This window comes from Binatus sp. (SeqCode) (assembly GCF_036522015.1).
Classification (GTDB): Bacteria; Desulfobacterota; Binatia; order Binatales; family Binataceae; genus Binatus.
Map to the genome: position 1 here is coordinate 1 of NZ_DATDGQ010000403.1, position 3,507 is coordinate 3,507.

Below are 3,507 nucleotides of genomic sequence, written 5' to 3' on the forward strand. Positions count from 1 at the left end.
GCAACGATCACGGCAACGATATGAATGAACAGCACGAGGAAGCGGAGACTAAGCATCAAGCGCTGAACTATACAGATCTCGGCGATAGGTTACGAAGTTGCCGGTGACGTGCGCGCCCAGGCCGAGCGCTGTGCGGCGCGACGCCCAGTTGTCGTCGAGGACGAGCGTATAGCCGGCAAAGCGCATCTTGCGCCGCGCCATCGCGAGGAACGATCGCGCCGCCATCGCGAGCGCAACGCCGCGACCGCGAGCGCGCTCGACGACTCCAATATTGATGAGTGCGCCGCGTGTGCCTCCACCGCGTTCGGGATCGAGCCGGACGCCGCGGCGGACGCGGGCCAGCGCGGGACTGAGATCGGGCACCGAGAAGACTGCGCCGACGCACTCACTGCCCATCGTCGCCAGCATCGAGAGGTCGGCGACCGGAGTTTCCCACAGCGACGTGAGCATCGGGCGCACTTCGGCGCGCGTCACGGGGTTCCATCCCCAATGGCGATCGAAGGCCGCGTTGGTCACGTCCGTCCACGCGTCGATCGCGGCCAGGAATCCGTACTCGCGCCAGCTTTGAATCGTAACGCCGGCAACGGCGGCAGCCTCGGCCATCCGGCGGTAGCGCGCGAGAATTTCGGGCGTGAACGGCGCCGTGTAATCGACCTGCCCTTTTTCGGTTACGAAGCCGGCCTCCTTGAAGTAGCGATGGTACGACGCGGGATTTCCGCGCAGCAGGAACGACGGCAATGAGTCGTAGTTGTCGATCGCGTACGGATAATCGAGAAACGCCGCGAAGCCGCTGCGCACTGCGCGCATCCCGCGCTCGCGCAGCAACTGCACGGCCTCGTCGAGCATCGCGGCAACGGCGACGTCCTCACCGTCGAGTCCCTCGAACTGAATCAGCTGGCCGAGTTGCTCATTCCAATGTTCGATGTAGCGGCGATTGATGACCGCGCTGACGCGCGCGACGAGCCGCCCAGCGCGCCGCGCGCAGAAGGGAGTGACTTCGAGATGCGTCGAGAGCAGGCTGCGCCGCGACAGCAGATCGATCTCGTTCTGCACGTCGGGCGGCCACCACGCCTCGCGCCCGCCGTAAACCTGGAACGGAAGCCGCGCGAATTCATCCAACTGATCGCGGCTGGTGGGCCGCTCGATACTGATGGAGTCGCCGGTAGTTTTGGGATTCGCAGCCATGAGTTGAGCCGCATCGCGCGCTCAACAATTCTTATAGCCGCGAGCGGGCCAAAGATCATCCGCGAGTGAGGAGGCTGTCGGAGAGCCATCGCGCGAGCATTCGATTCATCCTGGCGATGGGATCTTCACTGCCCAGGCAGGCGGCGACGATGTCGCAGATTTCCGCAAACGCCGCGCCACGCGAGATCGCCTCGAGCGCATCGGCTTCAACCTTTTCGAGGTCGCGGTAGAAGACGCGCGCGTTGCTGCGCCAGACGAGCACCTTGACCGCGCCCTGCTCCGCCGCCTTCCATTCGCTCTGCTCCTCGACCGCGCGCAACAATTCCGAGACTCGCCAATCCAGCGCGAGTATCTGTGCCGATGGATTCAATTTGAACTTCAGCGTGGGCCAGTCTTTAGGCGCGATGGCGCGGAGCGAGTTGGGTTCCAGTGCCGCCGCATCGGGGCCTTGAAACACCTCGGCGCTGGCGCGCTCGAGCCGCGTGAGATCGGCGACAAACGGTGCTCGCTCGCGCAGCGGATGATCGCGCAGATAGGCCGCGAGATGATTTCCGCAATGAGAGATCGACGGCTGGGTCGGCGGATATTCGAGCAGATAGCCAGTGACCAGGTTATGAAAGTTATCGGCGCCGAGGACTGCGAGCGTGGCAGGAAAATCCTCCTTCAGCGCGTCGAGGATGCGGTAGAAATACATGTTCGCATAGATGTCGACGCGCGCTTCCGCCGACAGGCGCTCGTCGCCGTGCACGATCGCGTCGAGCGCCGCCGGATCCAAATCGCGCTCGGCCGCGAGACCCTCGGCGACGCCGCTAGGCGCGGTGATCAGCCGGTAGAGCAGGCTTTCCAGTTGTCTTAGTTGAGTACTCATTGAAAATATCGCGCGCGCGTTCCGCTGTATTCGCCAACTCCACGAACTCCGGAATGTTATCGTCCCATTCGACAATCGCCGACACCGCGCCGAAGCGCCGAACCGCACGCTCGAACAGTGCCCACACTTCGTCGCGTACCGGGTGATCGTGCGTGTCGAGCAGATAGGTCCCGTGATCGCTATGCCCGGCGAGATGGTACTGCACGACGCGGTCGGCCGGCACTGCGTCGATATATTCGTTGGCGTCGAAACGATGGTTGAACGCGCTCACGAAGATGTTGTTGATGTCGAGCAGGATTCCGCAGTCGGCTTCGTCCGCGATTGCCGAAATGAATTCCCATTCGGTCATCGTCGAGTCCGCGAACGCCATGTAGCTGGACACGTTTTCGATCAATATCGGCCGCTCGAGCGCGTCCTGCACCTCACGGATTCGCGCGACTACGTGACGGATCGCCTCTTCTGTATATGGCAGCGGGAGCAAGTCGTGAAGATTGCGGCCGCCGACGCCGGTCCAACATAGATGATCCGAAATCCACGCCGGCTCGAAGCGCTGCGCGAGATCGCGCAGTTGCTTGAGGTAGTCGCGATTCAGCGGATCGGTGGATCCAATCGACATCGACACGCCGTGCATCGCGATTGGATAGCTGGCGCGCACCCCCTCGAGCACCTCGAGCGCGCGTCCGCCGGCAACCATGAAATTTTCCGAGACGATCTCGAACCAATCCACCTTGGGACGAGTCTCAAGGACGTGGCTGTAGTGCTGACGCCTTAGTCCGACGCCGTAACCGAGCATCGGGAAGTCCGCACGTTGCATATCTCAGTCGGACTTCTTGCTGGTATCCGGCTTGCCGCCTGCCGCGATGCATTCCTTGGCCGTCGGCGTCATCACGTAGCCCTTGCCCTTGCAGGCATTGGACCCCTTGCAACTGCTCTCCGCGCTCTGGCACAAGCTCTGACCCTTGCACGCGTTGCCGCCAACGCACTTGACCTGCGACGCCGCCGCGGTCGAGTCGGTACTGTCCGCAGCATACGCGGCGTTACTCGCGAAAATCAGAGCGACCGCCGTCGCCAGCATCGCGCCAGTAATTTTTGCTTTGGTCATACTCAGCATCTCCTTAACTATTGTCTTACGTGCCGAAGCTACTACAGCTTCGGCTTAGAGTCTAAACGCCGTCGTTCGCGCAGCGGTTCCATCAAACAATAATACGGAGCGCCGTGCGGACCGGATGCGCGGCGGCCGAGGACTGACGATCTCGACAAATAAACCAGCGCCAGTGGGAACATTTCGGCTCTATGCAAGATTTCAATGGTGCAGGATGCTATGTTTCTGAAATCGGCATATGGCGGACAAGAGCGGCACCAGTGCGGATCGTCGCAAGCGATTCGAAGACGAGGCTCTGCCTCATCTCGACTCGTTGTACACGATGGCGATACGGCTGGCGCGCAATCCCGAC

General features: G+C 61.9%; 4 protein-coding genes. All 4 read right to left on the bottom strand.

The features are described 5' to 3' along the window. Nucleotides 1-48 precede the first annotated feature (48 nt). From VIW95_RS17005 to VIW95_RS17020, 4 genes are read right to left on the bottom strand one after another with little or no spacing between them, the layout of a single operon-like run. On the bottom strand, nucleotides 49-1,185 hold the full coding sequence (locus VIW95_RS17005; RefSeq protein WP_331588767.1) for a hypothetical protein: 1,137 nt from the start codon (nucleotides 1,183-1,185) through the stop codon (nucleotides 49-51). 55 nt (nucleotides 1,186-1,240) lie between these two features. Further along, nucleotides 1,241-2,053 (bottom strand): DNA-binding domain-containing protein, encoded by an 813-nt coding sequence (locus tag VIW95_RS17010; protein ID WP_331588769.1) that lies wholly within the window; start codon nucleotides 2,051-2,053, stop codon nucleotides 1,241-1,243. Then, on the bottom strand, nucleotides 1,995-2,867 hold the full coding sequence (locus tag VIW95_RS17015) for a DUF692 domain-containing protein (protein WP_331588771.1): 873 nt from the start codon (nucleotides 2,865-2,867) through the stop codon (nucleotides 1,995-1,997). The genes VIW95_RS17010 and VIW95_RS17015 overlap by 59 nt, the downstream gene beginning before the upstream one ends. A gap of 3 nt (nucleotides 2,868-2,870) precedes the next feature. Further along, nucleotides 2,871-3,155, bottom strand: coding sequence for a hypothetical protein (locus tag VIW95_RS17020; protein WP_331588773.1), 285 nt, complete (start codon nucleotides 3,153-3,155; stop codon nucleotides 2,871-2,873). Nucleotides 3,156-3,507: the final 352 nt, after the last annotated feature.

What these genes read in the sequence shown, in the direction of transcription:
- VIW95_RS17005 (WP_331588767.1), bottom strand. Translation starts at nt 1,185, where the DNA reads ATGGCTGCGAATCCCAAAACTACCGGCGACTCCATCAGTATCGAGCGG.
- VIW95_RS17010 (WP_331588769.1), bottom strand. Translation starts at nt 2,053, where the DNA reads ATGAGTACTCAACTAAGACAACTGGAAAGCCTGCTCTACCGGCTGATC.
- VIW95_RS17015 (WP_331588771.1), bottom strand. Translation starts at nt 2,867, where the DNA reads ATGCAACGTGCGGACTTCCCGATGCTCGGTTACGGCGTCGGACTAAGG.
- VIW95_RS17020 (WP_331588773.1), bottom strand. Translation starts at nt 3,155, where the DNA reads ATGACCAAAGCAAAAATTACTGGCGCGATGCTGGCGACGGCGGTCGCT.